Annotated in this window: 13 protein-coding genes and 3 tRNA genes; 7 read left to right on the forward strand and 9 right to left on the reverse strand. The window is 55.2% G+C overall.

What is annotated here, in order from left to right:
* The first annotated feature begins 73 nt into the window (after positions 1-73).
* Positions 74-1327 (forward strand): N-acetylmuramoyl-L-alanine amidase AmiC, encoded by a 1254-nt coding sequence (gene amiC / locus KK102_RS14550; RefSeq protein WP_021242006.1) that lies wholly within the window; start codon positions 74-76, stop codon positions 1325-1327.
* An 87-nt stretch (positions 1328-1414) separates the two neighbouring features.
* On the opposite strand, the gene KK102_RS14555 is transcribed toward amiC, so the two are convergent.
* The 3 genes from KK102_RS14555 to KK102_RS14565 form a co-directional block, all read right to left on the reverse strand.
* Positions 1415-1491 (reverse strand) — tRNA-Met (locus KK102_RS14555).
* A gap of 44 nt (positions 1492-1535) precedes the next feature.
* Positions 1536-1612, reverse strand: a tRNA-Met gene (locus KK102_RS14560).
* A 44-nt stretch (positions 1613-1656) separates the two neighbouring features.
* Positions 1657-1733, reverse strand: a tRNA-Met gene (locus KK102_RS14565).
* A gap of 208 nt (positions 1734-1941) precedes the next feature.
* On the opposite strand from KK102_RS14565, the gene mltA reads away from it, so the two are divergent.
* Positions 1942-3039, forward strand: coding sequence for a murein transglycosylase A (gene mltA / locus KK102_RS14570; protein ID WP_126544914.1), 1098 nt, complete (start codon positions 1942-1944; stop codon positions 3037-3039).
* Between the two features lie 75 nt (positions 3040-3114).
* Entirely contained in the window at positions 3115-3921 is an 807-nt protein-coding gene (gene tcdA / locus KK102_RS14575; RefSeq protein WP_216357882.1) for a tRNA cyclic N6-threonylcarbamoyladenosine(37) synthase TcdA, read from the forward strand.
* Here tcdA and csdE read toward each other — a convergent pair.
* A complete protein-coding gene (gene csdE / locus KK102_RS14580) occupies positions 3912-4358 on the reverse strand; it encodes a cysteine desulfurase sulfur acceptor subunit CsdE (RefSeq protein ID WP_216357883.1) in 447 nt (148 codons plus the stop codon). The genes tcdA and csdE overlap by 10 nt on opposite strands.
* Positions 4358-5563, reverse strand: coding sequence for a cysteine desulfurase CsdA (csdA, locus tag KK102_RS14585; protein ID WP_216357884.1), 1206 nt, complete (start codon positions 5561-5563; stop codon positions 4358-4360). The genes csdE and csdA overlap by 1 nt, the downstream gene beginning before the upstream one ends.
* Positions 5564-5755: 192 nt before the next feature.
* On the opposite strand from csdA, the gene KK102_RS14590 reads away from it, so the two are divergent.
* The 4 genes from KK102_RS14590 (at position 5756) to rlmM (ending at position 8777) form a co-directional block, all read left to right on the forward strand.
* On the forward strand, positions 5756-5983 hold the full coding sequence (locus KK102_RS14590; RefSeq protein WP_008499648.1) for a YgdI/YgdR family lipoprotein: 228 nt from the start codon (positions 5756-5758) through the stop codon (positions 5981-5983).
* A gap of 348 nt (positions 5984-6331) precedes the next feature.
* Positions 6332-7249, forward strand: coding sequence for a glycine cleavage system transcriptional regulator GcvA (gcvA, locus tag KK102_RS14595; protein WP_126544910.1), 918 nt, complete (start codon positions 6332-6334; stop codon positions 7247-7249).
* Positions 7250-7288: 39 nt separating this feature from the next.
* Positions 7289-7684, forward strand: a complete 396-nt coding sequence (locus KK102_RS14600) for a DUF423 domain-containing protein (protein ID WP_010435099.1) — start codon at positions 7289-7291, stop codon at positions 7682-7684.
* On the forward strand, positions 7677-8777 hold the full coding sequence (gene rlmM, locus KK102_RS14605) for a 23S rRNA (cytidine(2498)-2'-O)-methyltransferase RlmM (RefSeq protein ID WP_112780981.1): 1101 nt from the start codon (positions 7677-7679) through the stop codon (positions 8775-8777). The genes KK102_RS14600 and rlmM overlap by 8 nt, the downstream gene beginning before the upstream one ends.
* A gap of 101 nt (positions 8778-8878) precedes the next feature.
* Here rlmM and xni read toward each other — a convergent pair whose 3' ends face one another.
* The 4 genes from xni to ppnN form a co-directional block, all read right to left on the reverse strand.
* Complete coding sequence (gene xni / locus KK102_RS14610) at positions 8879-9634, reverse strand: flap endonuclease Xni (RefSeq protein ID WP_216357885.1); 756 nt, start codon at positions 9632-9634, stop codon at positions 8879-8881.
* A 112-nt stretch (positions 9635-9746) separates the two neighbouring features.
* Positions 9747-11114 carry an L-serine ammonia-lyase gene (locus KK102_RS14615; RefSeq protein ID WP_126544906.1) on the reverse strand — a complete coding sequence of 456 codons (1368 nt, stop codon included), beginning with the start codon at positions 11112-11114 and terminating at the stop codon, positions 9747-9749.
* Positions 11115-11177: 63 nt separating this feature from the next.
* On the reverse strand, positions 11178-12467 hold the full coding sequence (locus tag KK102_RS14620) for an HAAAP family serine/threonine permease (protein ID WP_126544905.1): 1290 nt from the start codon (positions 12465-12467) through the stop codon (positions 11178-11180).
* Between the two features lie 513 nt (positions 12468-12980).
* Positions 12981-14345 (reverse strand): nucleotide 5'-monophosphate nucleosidase PpnN, encoded by a 1365-nt coding sequence (ppnN, locus tag KK102_RS14625; RefSeq protein ID WP_216357886.1) that lies wholly within the window; start codon positions 14343-14345, stop codon positions 12981-12983.
* Between the last annotated feature and the right edge of the window lie 81 nt (positions 14346-14426).

Here is a 14426-nt window from a genome sequence, read left to right on the forward strand (position 1 = left end):
TGCGTCATTCGTTAAAGTTTTCGGTCAATCTGGACATTTTGTATATCAGTTCGTTTTCTTGCTCGGGAGAAGCATGTCGGGATCCAATTCAGCAATAAGCCGCCGCCGTTTGTTAAAAGGGGCCGGGGCAATGTGGTTGCTTAGCGTCAGTCAGGTCGGTCTTGCTGCCACAAGCCAGGTGGTGGCGGTGCGCGTCTGGCCGTCGTCGACCTATACGCGCGTGACGGTCGAATCCAATCGCGTGCTGAAATATAAGCAATTTGCCCTCAGCAACCCGGAACGCGTGGTGGTGGATCTCGAAGGCGTTAACCTCAACTCCGTGCTGAAAGGAATGGCGGCGCAGATCCGCGGCGACGATCCGTTTATTAAATCGGCGCGCGTCGGGCAGTTTGATCCGCAAACCGTGCGCATGGTGTTTGAACTGAAGCAGAACGTTAAGCCGCAGCTGTTTGCCCTGGCGCCTGTCGCGACGTTCAAAGAGCGCCTGGTGATGGATCTCTACCCGGCCAATGCGACGGATATTCAGGATCCGCTTCTTGCTCTGCTGGAGGATTACAACAAGGGCGATTTGCAGCGTCAGGTGCCCCCTGCGCAAAGCGGTCCGCAGCCGGGGAAGGCAGGGCGCGATCGTCCGATTGTGATCATGCTCGATCCCGGCCACGGTGGCGAAGACTCCGGCGCGGTGGGGAAATATCGCACGCGTGAAAAAGACGTGGTGCTGCAAATTGCGCGCCGTCTGAAGGCCTTAATCGATAAAGAAGGCAATATGCGCGCCTATATGACGCGTAATGAGGACGTCTTCATTCCGCTGAAGGTCCGGGTGGCGAAAGCGCAGAAGCAGCGCGCCGATTTGTTCGTCTCGATCCATGCGGATGCGTTTACCAGCCGTCAGCCAAGCGGCTCGTCGGTGTTTGCGCTCTCAACCAAAGGCGCGACCAGTACCGCCGCGAGATACCTTGCGGACACCCAGAACGCCTCTGACCTGATCGGTGGCGTGAGCAAAAGTGGCGATCGCTACGTCGACCACACTATGTTCGATATGGTGCAGTCGCTGACCATTAACGACAGCCTGAAGTTTGGTAAAGCAGTGCTGGGCAAGCTGGGCAACATCAATAAGCTGCATAAAAACAGCGTCGAGCAGGCCGGGTTTGCGGTACTGAAAGCGCCGGATATTCCGTCCATCCTGGTAGAAACCGCGTTTATCAGTAACGTGGAAGAGGAGCGTAAGCTGAAGACCGCTAAGTTCCAGCAGGAAGTGGCGGAGTCGATTCTGGCAGGGATTCGTGCGTATTTCTCTGACGGGGCGACGCTGGCGCGGCGCGGGTAGATCTTTTGGCCGGGTTCACGCCCGGCAATTTCACAAACGACAGATACAAAAAAACACCCTTAAGGGTGTTTATTGTTTTAGAAGTATTGGTTGCGGGGGCCGGATTTGAACCGACGACCTTCGGGTTATGAGCCCGACGAGCTACCAGGCTGCTCCACCCCGCGTCCGTCTTTCTACTCTTGTAGAAGCTTACTTCTTCAAATTTGATTGGTTGCGGGGGCCGGATTTGAACCGACGACCTTCGGGTTATGAGCCCGACGAGCTACCAGGCTGCTCCACCCCGCGTCCGTCTTTCTACAGTCGTAGAAGATACTTCATCAAATTTTAATTGGTTGCGGGGGCCGGATTTGAACCGACGACCTTCGGGTTATGAGCCCGACGAGCTACCAGGCTGCTCCACCCCGCGTCCGTGGATGCGCACTATACTCGGATAGGTTTGTGATGCAACCCCTTTTTCACATTTATCATGATTTTGTATGCAAATTGAACGACATGGCGCTGTTTGGACTATTTTTTGCGCAAAATTTGCCAAAGGGCATGCGATCGCATTTCATTAGCCCTGGCGGTTTGTTATCTTCATCACGCGGATAAGGGCAACTTAAAGACGAGATATAATGAAAGGACGTTGGGCGAAGTATCTGATGACGGGCGCAATGGTAGCGATTCTTGCGGCCTGTTCTTCCAAACCGACCGATCGCGGTCAACAGTATAAAGACGGGAAGTTATCCCAGCCTTTCTCTTTAGTTAATCAGCCTGATGCGGTCGGCGCACCGATCAATGCCGGTGATTTCTCCGAGCAGGTCTACCAGATCCGCAACGCGTCGCCGCGTCTGTATGGCACCCAGAGTAGCGTGTATAACGCGGTCCAGGACTGGCTGAAAGCCGGTGGCGATACGCGCAACATGCGCCAGTTTGGTATCGACGCCTGGCAGATGGAGGGGGCGGATAACTACGGTAACGTTCAGTTTACCGGCTACTACACCCCGGTTATCCAGGCGCGACACACGCGTCAGGGCGAGTTCCAGTACCCTATCTACCGTATGCCGCCAAAACGCGGTCGTCTGCCGTCGCGTGCCGAGATCTACGCCGGTGCGCTGAGCGAAAACTACGTTCTTGCCTACAGCAATTCGCTGATGGATAACTTCATCATGGACGTTCAGGGCAGCGGCTACATTGATTTTGGCGACGGTTCGCCGCTTAACTTCTTCAGCTATTCCGGCAAAAACGGTCACGCCTATCGCAGTATTGGCAAGGTGCTGATCGACCGCGGCGAAGTGAAGAAAGAAGATATGTCGATGCAGGCGATCCGCGAGTGGGGCGAGAAACACAGCGAAGCCGAGGTGCGCGAGCTGCTGGAGCAGAACCCGTCGTTCGTCTTCTTCAAGCCGCAAAACTTCGCCCCGGTGAAAGGGGCGAGTGCCGTTCCGCTGATTGGCCGCGCATCGGTTGCATCGGATCGTTCGATCATTCCTGCAGGCACCACGCTGCTGGCGGAAGTCCCTCTGCTGGACAATAACGGCAAGTTCAACGGCCAGTATGAGCTGCGTCTGATGGTGGCGCTGGACGTCGGCGGGGCAATCAAAGGCCAGCACTTCGATATTTATCAGGGCATTGGCCCTGACGCAGGCCATCGTGCGGGCTGGTATAACCATTACGGACGCGTGTGGGTGCTGAAGGCGGCACCGGGTGCCGGAAACGTATTCAGCGGCTGATTGTGGTATTCTGAGCGCAATACGGATTACTGTTCAGGGTGAGGAAAACCTCACCCTTTTTACATCTGAGGTTTTATGTCTGTGGTAATCAGCGACGCCTGGCGCCAGCGTTTTGGCGGTACGGCACGTTTATATGGTGAAAAAGCCCTGCAGCTGTTTGCGGATGCGCATGTCTGCGTCGTGGGCATTGGTGGTGTGGGGTCGTGGGCGGCAGAAGCGCTGGCGAGAACCGGTATTGGCGCAATCACGCTGATTGACATGGATGACGTTTGCGTCACCAACACCAACCGTCAAATCCACGCCCTGCGCGATAACGTCGGCCTGGCAAAATCTGAGGTGATGGCGGAACGCATTCGTCTCATCAACCCCGAATGCCGCGTGACGGTGATCGACGACTTTGTGACGGCAGATAACGTCGCGGAGTATATGAGCAAAGGCTACAGCTATGTGATTGACGCCATCGACAGCGTGCGGCCAAAAGCGGCGCTTATCGACTACTGTCGTCGCTACAAGGTGCCGCTGGTCACGACGGGCGGGGCGGGCGGCCAAATCGATCCGACGCAGATCCAGGTGGCCGATCTGGCAAAAACGATCCAGGATCCGCTGGCCGCCAAGCTGCGTGAACGCCTGAAAAGCGACTTCAACGTGGTGAAGAACAGCAAAGGCAAGCTGGGCGTCGACTGCGTGTTCTCAACTGAAGCACTGGTTTATCCCCAGGCAGACGGTTCCGTATGTGCGATGAAAAGCACGGCGGAAGGGCCAAAGAGAATGGATTGCGCCTCCGGGTTTGGCGCGGCCACCATGGTAACCGCTTCCTTTGGCTTTGTGGCGGTGTCTCACGCCCTGAAGAAGATGATGGCGAAGGCGGAACGTCAGGCCTGAACCTGACGCGCTGCGTCCTGTACCGCGTCGCTGAGCGCGATCAACCCCTGACCGCGCGAGGCGCTGAGCTGCGCGCGCAGCCCAAGCTCATCAAACAACGCCAGCGGCGAATGTGCCAGCAGTTCCGCCGCGCTTTTCCCTTCGACTGCGGTTAACAGCACCGCCAGCAGCCCTCTGACGATACGGCCTTCGCTGTCGCCAAAGAAATGCAGTTTCTCGCCGGAGACGCTATACCCGAGCCAGACGCGGTTTTCACAGCCTGCAATCTCTTTCGCCTGCGCTTTGAGATCGTCTGAAAGGGCCGGGAGCTGTTTACCCAGCAGGATCAGCTGACGATATTTATCTTCCCACTGTGTAAGCGGGGCGAAGGTCTGTTTTAACGTCTCTTCGGTGATCGCGGTGCCGAACGGATGCCCGGCTAAAGCAGCGCTAGTCATTAATCCACCAGTAATTCAAGGGCGCGGTCAACGGCGGCAACCAGCGCGTCAACATCGCTTTGTGTGTTATAAGGCGCGAAGGAAGCACGTAGCGTACCGCTAACGCCAAGCGCCGTCAGCAGCGGCTGGGCGCAGTGCTGTCCGGCGCGCAGGGCGATGCCATATTCCGCCAGCAGCGTGACCATATCGCTGTGATGCACGCCTGCAAAATCAAAGGCGAGCAGGCTGGAATCCTGCACGCGGAACGAACGGAAACCGGGGCGTTTTTTAAGCTCTTCTTCCGCAAGCGTTGCCAGTCCCCGGCTCCAGCTTTCAGCCTGAGCCACGTCCGTTTCTTCCAGCCACTCAAGCGCCGCGCTTAAGCCAATCACGCCCGCCACGTTCGGCGTACCGGCTTCCAGACGATAAGGCACGTCCTGAGTTTTAAAGCCGTCGAAGGTCACTTCGGCGATCATCTTGCCGCCGCCGAGCCACGGCGTCATGTGTTTCAGCAGTTCAGGCTTGCCGTACAGCGCGCCGATCCCGGTTGGCCCGTAGAGCTTATGTCCTGAGAAAGCATAGAAATCGATATCCAGCGTTTGCACATCCGCCGGAAAATGCACCACGCCCTGCGCACCGTCGACCATCACCACCATATTGCTGGCATGGGCGATCGCAATGGCTTTAGCCAGATCTGGGCAGCCACCGGTAACATTAGACATCTGCCCCAGCGCCAGAATCCGGCTGCGGGGGGTGATAAGCTCAGGTAAACGCGCCACGTCCGGCAGTAAATCGGCACCCAGCGGGAGCTTCACAATGCGCGCGCCCGTTTGTTCTGCCACCATCAGCCACGGCACCAGGTTGGCATGATGTTCAGCCTCGCTGACGATGATTTCATCGCCCGGTTGAAGCCGCGGACGTGCGTAGCACTGGGCCACCATGTTGATGGCCTCGGTGGTGCCGCGCGTCCAGACGATATTTTTCCCGCTTTCGGCATTGATCAGCCGTGCGACCCGATCGCGAGCGGCCTCATAGCGCGCAGTAAGACGCTGAGCCTCAGCGAACGGGCTGCGATGCACATTGCCTGCACTCAGGCTGTAGAACTGCTGCGTGGCGTCAATGACCGCCTGTGGCTTGAGGGCCGTGGCAGCGCTATCAAGGTAAATACCGGCATCGGCCAGCGCCGGAAACTGTGCGCGGAACTGCGCAGGACTGAAAGCGTTCATGGGATTCCTCATTTCAATATAGCGATCGTCGCGCAATTTCAGCGGCAGGGCAAGGAGGTTGATATCTATCAGAATTGTCTGCTTATCCTGATGACCCCAAAAAAGCAGGTTATGCTAAATAGTGTTAGGCGGATGTTTTAGCCTGTTATAAATCGAGGTTTGAATAGCATTAATTGCTAAAGGAGAATAATCATGAATAAGACAGCTGCAATCATTTCTGCCTGTGCGTTTACTTTTGCCCTGAGCGCCTGTTCCGGTAACAACTACGTGATGCACACCAACGATGGTCGTTCTATCGTATCGGAAGGGAAACCGACTACCGATAATGATACCGGGATGATTTCATACAAAGATGCTAACGGGAACAAGCAGCAGATCAACCGCACGGACGTGAAAGAGATGAAAGAGATCGAGCATTAACAGATCGCAGGCGAAAAAAAAGCACCGCAAATTGGCGGTGCTACATTAATCACTATGGACAGACAGGGTAAATGTACAGGAAGTGAAAAATTGGTAGCGTTGCTACCGTGGTCTGAATCGCAGACCAATTGCAAACACAACAACACAACATCACAACCGTAAGCCAAAAGCCCTTCAGAACACGCATTCCAAAAAAACTTTTCGTTCCGGCTCAGGAAGTGCCGCCACTATAGGTATTTGCTGGTAGTTCCTCAACGGACAAATTATAATGGCTCAGATAAAAAAAACTAATAGGTTAAACGTTGTTTCCTATATGTTAAATCTTGTTAACATCTAAGCCAGATAACCATGTCGAAGCGATTGCCACCTCTAAATGCATTACGTGTTTTTGATGCAGCAGCACGTCACCTGAGTTTCACCCGAGCGGCAGATGAGCTTTTTGTGACTCAGGCCGCAGTAAGTCATCAAATCAAGTCCCTGGAGGATTTTCTGGGGCTTAAGCTGTTCCGTCGACGCAACCGCTCCTTGCTTCTGACTGAAGAAGGTCAGAGCTATTTTCAGGATATTAAAGAGATTTTTTCCCAACTGACGGAAGCTACGCGGAAACTGCAGGCCAGGAGTGCCAAAGGCGCGCTGACGGTCAGTTTATTGCCCAGTTTTGCCATTCAGTGGCTGGTGCCAAGACTCTCAAGCTTTAACTCAGCTTATCCGGGAATCGACGTTCGAATCCAGGCCGTGGATCGTCAGGAAGACAAATTGGCTGACGATGTGGATGTCGCCATTTTTTATGGTCGCGGCAACTGGCCGGGCTTGCGTGTTGAAAAATTATACGCAGAATATCTGCTGCCTGTTTGTTCGCCGCTGTTGCTGACAGGTGACAAGGCGCTGAAAACGCCCGCTGATTTGGCGCAACATACGCTTTTGCATGATGCTTCTCGCCGTGACTGGCAAACTTATACCCGCCAATTAGGTCTTAACCATATAAATGTGCAGCAGGGACCCATTTTTAGCCACAGCGCGATGGTGTTACAGGCTGCTATTCACGGGCAGGGCATCGCGTTGGCGAACAACGTGATGGCACAGTCCGAAATTGAGGCCGGCCGTCTGGTCTGCCCGTTTAATGATGTTCTGGTCAGCAAGAATGCGTTTTATCTGGTTTGTCATGACAGTCAGGCAGAACTGGGTAAAATAGCCGCCTTCCGACAGTGGATCCTGTCTAAAGCGGCAAACGAGCAAGAAAAATTCCGCTTCAGGTATGAACAATAACTTTTGTGTGCTGTGCACGCATCACTTTAGGACTGAAACATGACCAGCCGATTCATGCTGATTTTTGCCGCGGTGAGTGGCTTTATTTTTGTGGCACTGGGTGCTTTTGGCGCGCATGTGTTAAGCAAAACTTTAGGGGTGGTAGAGATGGGCTGGATCCAGACCGGCCTTGAATATCAGGCGTTTCACACCCTGGCAATCTTTGGGCTGGCGGTGGCAATGCAGCGCCGCATCAGCATCTGGTTTTACTGGAGTAGCGTGTTTATGGCGCTGGGTACCGTGTTGTTCAGCGGTAGCCTGTACTGCCTTGCACTCTCTCATTTGCGCCTGTGGGCGTTTGTTACTCCTGTCGGCGGCGTCAGCTTCCTGGCGGGATGGGTATTAATGTTTATCGGAGCTATCCGTCTGAAACGCAAGGGCGTTGTTCATGAATAAGGTTGTTTTATATTGTCGCCCGGGGTTTGAGAAAGAGTGCGCCGCGGAAATTACGGATAAAGCCGCGAAGCGCGAAGTCTTCGGTTTTGCCCGCGTAAAAGAGAACGCAGGCTATGTGGTATTCGAGTGCTATCAGCCTGAAGACGCCGACAAGCTGGCACGCGAGCTGCCGTTCAGCTCGCTGATCTTCGCGCGTCAGATGTTTGTTGCGGGCGAGCTGCTGAAAGATCTGCCGCCGGAAGACCGCATCACGCCGATTGTCGGCATGCTTCAGGGCGTGGTGGAGAAGGGCGGCGATCTGCGCGTTGAAGTGGCGGATACCAACGAAAGTAAAGAGCTGATGAAGTTCTGCCGTAAGTTCACCGTTCCGCTGCGCGCGGCGCTGCGTGATGCGGGCGTGCTGACGAACTACGAAACGCCGAAGCGTCCGGTGGTGCATATCTTCTTTATCGCACCGGGCTGCTGCTATACGGGCTATTCGTACACCACCAACAACTCTCCTTTCTTTATGGGCATCCCGCGTTTGCGCTTCCCGGCCGATGCGCCAAGCCGTTCCACGCTCAAGCTCGAAGAGGCGTTCCACGTCTTTATTCCGGCGGATGAGTGGGATGAGCGTCTGGCGAACGGCATGTACGCCGTCGATCTCGGCGCGTGCCCGGGCGGCTGGACCTATCAGCTGGTGAAACGCAACATGTGGGTATCGTCCGTTGATAACGGCCCAATGGCGCAAAGCCTGATGGACACCGGGCAGGTCACCTGGCTGCGTGAAGACGGCTTCCGCTATCGCCCAAACCGTAACAACATCTCATGGATGGTGTGCGACATGGTTGAGAAACCGGCGAAAGTGGCCGCGCTGATGGCCTCCTGGCTGGTAAACGGCTGGTGTCGCGAGACCATTTTCAACCTCAAGCTGCCGATGAAAAAGCGCTATGAGGAGGTATCGCAGAACCTGGCCTACATTCAGGAGCAGATGGACGAGCACGGGATTAACGTGGAGATCCAGGCGCGTCAGCTGTATCACGACCGTGAAGAGGTGACGGTGCATATTCGTCGCTGGTGGGCTGCGGTCGGCGGACGTCGCGACGAGCGATAGTCCCCTCACCCTAACCCTCTCCCCACAGGGGAGAGGGGACTGCTCCGTGCGGTCTTTTCCCCCTCGCCCCTTTGGGGAGAGGGCCGGGGTGAGGGGGGATCTTAATGTTCTAACCGCAACTGCTGTAAATTCCCGTCCAGCTGTAAATCAGTCTGTAGCGTTGCGATTTCCCGGCAGATAAACGCCATCTCTTTATGCGCCTCCAGCTTCTTGCGCCACTTTTCCGGTACCTCATCCAGACGGGCGTAAATCCCTTCCAGACTTTGAAAATCCGTTAGCAGCTGCGCGGCGCTCTTCGGCCCAATACCGGCAACACCCGGAACCTTAGAGCTGCTGATGCCTGCCAGCCCCCAGTAGTCCGGCAGTTGCTCAGGCGAGACGCCAAACTCGCCGGCAATAAATGGCGCGTCCAGCCAGCGTTTTTGAAAATAGTCGCGAATGCGGACAGTCGGCGAGAGCAGCTGGCAGTAGCCTTTGTCAGTGGAAACGATAGTGGCCTGATGCCCGGCGCTCGCCACCTTTACGGCCAGAGTGGCCGCGAGATCGTCGGCTTCATTTCCCTGTGCCCCCCAGCAGGGGACGCCGCGCTGTTCAAATGCCGCGCGTATCATAGGTAACTCTGCATGAAGATCGTCCGGCATCGGTGCGCGTCCGGCTTTGTAGTCAGGCAGACGCTGGTGTCGCCAGCCCGTGTTGCGGGCTTCGTCATCAAATACCGCGACCGCGTGGGTGGGTTCACTGTGGCGGATAAGCTGTTCCAGCGCGTGCAGGCAGGTGTCTTTACAGGGCGTCCCCTGCACCGCATGGATACGGCGAATCAGGTTGAGCGCATCGACGATAAGTAAATGAACGGCCACAGATAATCTCCCTTCTATCTAATGCGTGAAGGGTAACACTGTCAGCAGCATGAAACTATGAATGGTGGGGAAAACAGGAAGAAGCCTCGCAAAACGAGGCTTCCTGAGAGGCTTAATCGCAGGTCACGATCTTCATCGCCAGGCCACCGCGGGAGGTCTCGCGATATTTAGCGTTCATATCTTTACCCGTTTCGTACATGGTTTCGATAACCTTATCGAGGCAGACGCGCGGTTCGCTGGTGCGGCGCAGCGCCATACGTGCCGCGTTCACCGCCTTCACGGAGGCAATCGCGTTACGTTCGATGCACGGTACCTGCACCTGTCCGGCGACCGGGTCGCAGGTCAGCCCCAGGTTATGTTCCATACCGATTTCCGCCGCGATGCACACCTGCGCCGGGCTTGCGCCGAGCAGCTCGGCCAGACCCGCTGCCGCCATGGAGCACGCCACGCCGACTTCACCCTGACAGCCCACTTCCGCACCGGAAATGGAGGCGTTCATTTTGTACAGTGAACCAATCGCACTGGCGACCAGCAGGTAGCGCGCCAGTGAGTTCGCGTTCACCTCACGGATGAACTTGTCGTAGTACGCCAGCACCGCCGGAACGATACCGCACGCACCGTTTGTTGGTGCGGTAACAACGCGGCCGCCCGCGGCATTCTCTTCGTTTACCGCCAGCGCGAACATGTTGATCCAGTCCACCACGGCCATCGGGTCAGTCGTGGTTTTGTCGGTGCTCACCAGCATACGGCGCAGCGCTGCCGCACGGCGCGGTACGCGCAGTTTACCTGGCAGGACGCCTTCAGTGGTGATCCCGCGCTCGATACCGCCGCGCATCACGTCCCAGACGTTTGCAAAGTGCTGTTCCAGCTCTTCTTTGCTGTGCAGCGCCAGTTCGTTTTTCATCATCAGGCCGGAAAGGGACAGGCCCGTCTCCTGGCAGTGACGCTGCAAATCCGCCGCGTTTTTGTACGGATAAGGCACGTCAACAGCGGAATTGTTGGTTTGACCAAAGTGGTCTTCGTCGACGATAAAACCGCCGCCGATAGAGTAATACGTCTGGCTGTATACCGCTTTGTCGCCCGCGAGCGCGGTAATGCGCATGCCGTTTTCGTGCAGCGACAGGTTGTCCGCATGGAAATTCATGCAGTGGTCAACCGGGAATTCAACCTCATGCTCGCCGTTCGCCAGCAGCAGGCGCCCGTGGGTGTTCACGTCCTGGATGAAGCCAGGGATCGCGTCGATATCAACGGTATCCGGCAGGTTTCCCGCCAGTCCCATGATAATGGCGATATCGGTGTGGTGACCTTTACCCGTCAGGGAAAGGGAACCGTATACATCGACAACCACGCGGGTGATGTCGTGCAAGATGCCGCGTGCAATCAAGTCATCCGTGAATTGTTTACCGGCTTTCATTGGTCCGACGGTGTGAGAGCTGGAAGGACCAATACCGATTTTGAAAATATCGAATACGCTAATCATGATGCGTCCATTGCTATCAGTCAGAGGGGAGGAGTGCGCCGCCCGAGGACGGCGCAGGAGGTATTAGCTGAACAGCGAGTAGAAAATGGCGGAGATGGCAATCAGGCCCATAATCACAACGAATACGTTGCTGATATGGCCACTGTATTTACGCATCGCAGGGACTTTCTGAATCGCGTACATTGGCATAAGGAACAGAATCATCGCGATAACCGGGCCGCCCAGGGTTTCAATCATGCCCAGGATGCTTGGGTTCAGGGTGGCTACTGCCCAGGTGGTGAGCAGCATGAACAGCGCAGTGATTTTGTTCAGCTTGTTGATTTCAATGCTCTTGCCTTTACCGCGCAGAGATTTAATCACCATACCGTTGAAGCCTTCACGTGCGCCCAGGTAGTGGCCCAGGAAGGATTTGGTGATAGCGATAATCGCGATGATAGGTGCCATCCACGCAATGACCGGTGCGTTAAAGTGGTTCGCCAGGTAAGACAGAATAGAGATGTTCTGCTCTTTCGCTGCCGCCAGATCCCCCGGGGAGAGGCTCAGTACGCAGCTGAACACGAAGAACATCACGGTCAGTACCATCATCACGTGAGCACGTGCCAGGATGCTGGAGCACTTCTTCTCTGCGCCATTGCCGTACTCTTCACGTTTCGCAACAGCGAAAGAAGAGATGATCGGAGAGTGGTTGAAAGAGAACACCATCACCGGAATCGCCAGCCAGAGGGTCATCAGCAGGCCGTTACCGGTTGCGGATGCGCTGCTCAGGGAGAGAGTTTCCAGCGCGGCACCGTTCCACTGCGGGATCAGGTAGCAGGCCAGCACCATCAGAGCAATGACGAATGGGAAGACCAGCACGCTCATTGCTTTCACAATCATCTGCTCGCCGAAGCGCACGATGGTCATCATGCCCACGATCAGGATCAGAGACAGAATCGCACGCGGTGGTGGCGTCATCTGCAGCTGGTGCGTCATGAAGCTTTCAACGGTGTTGGTGATCGCCACGCTGTAAACCAGGAGAATTGGGTAAATCGCGAAGAAGTAGAGCAGGGTAATCAGTTTACCTGCGCCGACGCCAAAGTGCTCTTCAACCACTTCAGTGATGTCTTCGCCCGGGTTTTTACCGGACAGCACGAAGCGGGTCAGGCCGCGGTGTGCAAAGAAGGTCATTGGGAAAGCGATGATAGCCATGATGATCAGCGGGATCAGACCGCCGACGCCTGCGTTGATAGGAAGGAACAGTACACCAGCGCCGATTGCTGTGCCGTAAAGGCCAAGCATCCACATGGTATCCGTTTTGCGCCAACCACTTCGGGAATCAATCGAAGCAACGGTGCTGGTTTGAGTGGTTTCCATCTGTATCTCCTGGAGGAAGCAAATTGTCAGGTTTTTTAGTCAAATCCGATGAAAAAGTGCCTGACGGTAATATGAAATTCGTTCAGTGACGGTTTTTTAATAATTTTCACCCGTAACTATTGGCGGGCGGAAAGATACATTTTCGTTATGAATCCTTCAGTGATCCTGATCCCAATTGCAATAATCCACTCTCTATGTGGGCATGTTTAGACCATTTATCTGTCAAAAAAACGTCAAAGAGAATTTACGGGCGCGAAGGCTACCATTAACGACATGTGGCTTGAAAGGCTGGCCCGCGAGTTAGGAGGGTTACGCTGTAAAGAAATGGGTTTTTAGGATTTTCTGGCAGTTAATTTAGATTAAGGCTGATATTTTACGGTTCCGAAAACAAGGTAATCGTTTGCGTATGGGTTAAAGATATAAATAACATAAATGATGTCCATGAATTGCATCAGTAATAAAAAAGCCGGATCCTGATGGCAGGCTCCGGCTTTAAAAGCGCAGGTTGAAGTCTTATTTGATGATTTCGTAGCAAGGAATATAGGCCGAGCCCGGCAGCTTCATACGGTGCTGGGCGACAAAGCCCTGCAGCATGTCATCCATGCGACGCATCATCTCCGGGTCACCGTGGATCTTATACGGTCCAAATTCTTCAATGGCGCGGATCCCCACCTCTTTCACGTTACCCGCCACAATGCCGGAGAAGGCGCGGCGCAGATCGGCTGCCAGGACTTCTACCGGCTGGTCCGGGTAGAGTTTCAGGTTCGCCATATTTTCGTGCGAAGGGTCAAACGGGATCTGCAGATCCGGCGCGATGCGGATTGACCAGTTAAAGCTGTACGCATCCCCGGTATCGCGACGGTTTTCTTTCACCAATGGCATCGCTTTCTTCATCTGGCGGGCCACTTCTGCGGCATCGTCGATGATGATGCGATAGTGACGACGCGCGGCTTCACCCAGCGTGTGCACGATAAACTCGTCCAGAACGCGGAAGTAGTCGGCGCTCTCTTTTGGCCCGGTCAGGATCAGCGGCAGAACCTGATCTTTGTTGGCCGGGTTCATCAGAATACCCAGAAGATAAAGCAGCTCTTCCGCCGTGCCCACGCCGCCCGGGAAGATGATAATGCCGTGAGCGATACGGACAAACGCCTCAAGACGTTTCTCGATATCCGGCATGATAATCAATTCGTTAACCAGCGGGTTAGGCGGCTCAGCCGCGATGATGGACGGCTCGGTCATACCGATAAAACGTCCTTCTTTATAGCGCTGCTGCGCGTGTCCCACTGCGGCACCTTTCATTGGCGCTTCCATCGCGCCCGGACCACAGCCGGTACAGATATTCAGCTCGCGCAGGCCAAGCTGGGTGCCCACCCGACGCGCATACAGGTATTCGGTCTCGTTAATGGAGTGACCGCCCCAGCAGACGACCATGTTCGGTGCTTCGCCCACGTGCAGGGCACGGGCGTTACGCAGAATCGAGAACACCAGGTTGGTGATATGGACCGAGCTTTCCAGGTCGAGATGCTGGAAGCGGCCAGCGTTGTGGATCTGCCCGTTAACGAACAGAATGTCGCGCAGCACGGCAAACAGGTTGGCCTGCAGAGAGCGAATAATACGCCCGTCGACAAAGGCGTCTTCCGGCGGGTTGATGACTTCAAGCTTCACGCCACGCTCGCGGCGCAGCACGTTGATATCAAAGCTTTCGAAGCGAGACAGCAGCTCTTTACTGTTGTCGGTCAGGCTTCCGGAGTTCAGTACGGCAAGTGAACAGTTACGAAACAGTTGATAGAGATCGCTACTGGCCGTGCGTTTAAGCATGTCCACTTCCAGCTGCGACAACATATCCATTGAGCCAAGCGGGCTAATATGTGTAATCAAGTGAGCTCCTTACGGGACGATTATCGTCTTTCCCTGTTGATTACAATAGCCCTGGCGCGTGACGTTTCACAACCTAAAGCG

Origin of the sequence: Enterobacter quasimori, from assembly GCF_018597345.1 — a bacterium.
Taxonomy (GTDB): Bacteria; Pseudomonadota; Gammaproteobacteria; order Enterobacterales; family Enterobacteriaceae; genus Enterobacter; species Enterobacter mori.

Bases quoted from the DNA above. Each gene is read 5' to 3' on its own strand.
- mltA (WP_126544914.1), top strand. From the start codon at position 1,942: ATGAAAGGACGTTGGGCGAAGTATCTGATGACGGGCGCAATGGTAGCG.
- KK102_RS14615 (WP_126544906.1), bottom strand. From the start codon at position 11,114: ATGATTAGCGTATTCGATATTTTCAAAATCGGTATTGGTCCTTCCAGC.
- KK102_RS14600 (WP_010435099.1), top strand. From the start codon at position 7,289: ATGACCAGCCGATTCATGCTGATTTTTGCCGCGGTGAGTGGCTTTATT.
- csdA (WP_216357884.1), bottom strand. From the start codon at position 5,563: ATGAACGCTTTCAGTCCTGCGCAGTTCCGCGCACAGTTTCCGGCGCTG.
- amiC (WP_021242006.1), top strand. From the start codon at position 74: ATGTCGGGATCCAATTCAGCAATAAGCCGCCGCCGTTTGTTAAAAGGG.
- KK102_RS14620 (WP_126544905.1), bottom strand. From the start codon at position 12,467: ATGGAAACCACTCAAACCAGCACCGTTGCTTCGATTGATTCCCGAAGT.
- KK102_RS14590 (WP_008499648.1), top strand. From the start codon at position 5,756: ATGAATAAGACAGCTGCAATCATTTCTGCCTGTGCGTTTACTTTTGCC.
- csdE (WP_216357883.1), bottom strand. From the start codon at position 4,358: ATGACTAGCGCTGCTTTAGCCGGGCATCCGTTCGGCACCGCGATCACC.
- rlmM (WP_112780981.1), top strand. From the start codon at position 7,677: ATGAATAAGGTTGTTTTATATTGTCGCCCGGGGTTTGAGAAAGAGTGC.
- tcdA (WP_216357882.1), top strand. From the start codon at position 3,115: ATGTCTGTGGTAATCAGCGACGCCTGGCGCCAGCGTTTTGGCGGTACG.
- gcvA (WP_126544910.1), top strand. From the start codon at position 6,332: ATGTCGAAGCGATTGCCACCTCTAAATGCATTACGTGTTTTTGATGCA.